Origin of the sequence: Pseudomonas sp. RGM 3321 (assembly GCF_022836805.1) — a bacterium.
In the GTDB taxonomy this organism is placed as follows: domain Bacteria; phylum Pseudomonadota; class Gammaproteobacteria; order Pseudomonadales; family Pseudomonadaceae; genus Aquipseudomonas.
Genome location: NZ_JALHBH010000063.1, coordinates 1 through 1,919 on the forward strand (window position 1 = coordinate 1; position 1,919 = coordinate 1,919).

Annotated in this window: 1 protein-coding gene; it reads right to left on the reverse strand. The window is 62.1% G+C overall.

The genetic code is table 11. The annotated features are described in order from the left end of the window. Positions 1-1,918: type VI secretion system tip protein TssI/VgrG (gene tssI, locus RGM3321_RS00260; protein WP_244391046.1), on the reverse strand; the 1,918-nt coding region annotated here is incomplete at its 3' end. Between the last annotated feature and the right edge of the window lies 1 nt (position 1,919).

Consider the following 1,919-nt stretch of genomic DNA (forward strand, 5'->3'; position numbering starts at 1 on the left):
GGCTGTCCAGGCCTTCCTGCATGGGCAGGGCGTTGTGCTGTTGGGCGGTATCGGACAGAGTCTTGACGCGTTGCTCGCTGTTTTTCAGTTGTTGCTGCGCTTCGCTGGCATCGATCTGTGCACCCTGGGCACCGCTGCGTTTCCAGGTGCTGAGGTAAAGACCTTGCTGGGCGCGTAAAGCGCCGTAGGCATCGGTGCGTAACTCGAAACCCGTACCACGCAGACCGCCGCGGTTGTTGCCGCGCTGGTCGATCAGGTAACCAAGGTTAAGCTGGGTATGCCCGTGGCTGCTGTGGATCTGGGTGCGGACCTGGCCGGTCGAGTCGTCCATCACCCACTGGTTGAAACCACCGCCGCCGACTTCCTTGCTTTTGTAGCCTGCCATCAGACCGCTGGAGTGCCAGGCGGGTTTATGGCCGCCGTAGACCTGGCCCATGACCAGCGGTCGGTCGATGTCGTTGTCCAGAAAAGTGATGACCACCTCTTCACCGGCACGGGGCACATGCACACTGCCCCAGTCCGGGCCGCTGCTCGGTTGCATCATGCGCAGCCAGCAGGAACCCAGTTCGCCTTCTTGGGAAAGCCGGTCCCAGTGGAAGCGTACGCATACCCGGTTCAGCGTGTCGGTAAACACCTCATGACCGTTGGGCGTGACCACCACGGCGGTCTGCGGGCCAGGGTTATTCGGCTTGAAATGCTCGGCCGGACTGCGAAACGGCACGCTGTGCAGCTGGCCTTCGAAGCGATTGAGGAAGAAACCGTGGCTGCCCACGCCCAAGGTGTCCGCTACCTTGTTCACGACGCCAAGCCCTGAAGGCTCAGGGCGCACTGATCTGAACAGCGCCGCCATGCTCCCCGGCACTTCGCGGCGTTCCTTGGCCAGCGGCAGGTTGCTCTCGGCGAAGATCTCGACTTCGATCAGCAGGAACTGACGCTCTTCGGCTGCCTTGCGTTCGTACAGCGGATGCTGGGTCAGCTCAAACCAGCGTCCGGCTTCCATTTGCCGCACGCCGCTTTGACCTTGCACGCGACGCGCTTGGGATTCACGCTGTTCAATCTGTACGCGGCTCAGCCATTCGCCGCGGTCCTGCTTCTGCCAGCCGTATTGGCCTTGATACTCGTACCGCTCCAGCGCCTGCGGGGCCGAAGCGGCCTGCAAGGCCGGCATTACGGTTTCGCGGGGCTGGCCGTGGGCCAGGTAATCGACACTGCGCCAATGCAGCTTGCCGCTGAGCAACTGCGAGCCACTGCTCCACTGGGTAATGCCGTCCTGTTTCTCGGTGGCGTTCTGGGTGTGAAAGCGAATGCTCTGCGGCGCCAGCGCGGGCAGGGTATCGACGGTATCGGTAAAGACGATGCAATGCTTGTCTGCCGAGTGTTCGACGTACCAGAAAAGACCTTCCTGCTCGCACCAGCGCTGCACGAAGTTGGCGTCACTTTCATTGAACTGGGTGACGTAGGAGAGCGGGGCGTATTCACGCCGCAGGTCCAGGCGGTAATTGCCCTTGGCCTGTTCGTACAGTGAGAAAACGGCCTCCAGGATCGTCGGCAGGTTTTTGTCCTGCCAGATGCGGCAGTCGAGGCGATACTCGAGCAGGCTGAACCAGGGCGCGAAGACCAGTTGCCAGTCGTGCAGACCACCGTCATTGCCCAAGTAGCGCACGCTCTCGACCAGACCATGGCGCTGCGCGAGAGAACCGTCATCGCAGAGGATGGCCAGGCTGACGGGTTGGCCGATGAGTTTTTCAGGATCGTATTCGGTGTCCTGCACCACCACGTCGAGGGTGTAGCGGGGCACGCGGCCGATGCGCTCGACCCCGTGTACGCGCAGGGCCTGGAGCTGATGCTCGCCCAGCGGGGTGGTGAGTTGCAGTAAACGTCCGCTCTGGCTGAGGGCGGTACCGAATGTCAGATCCATG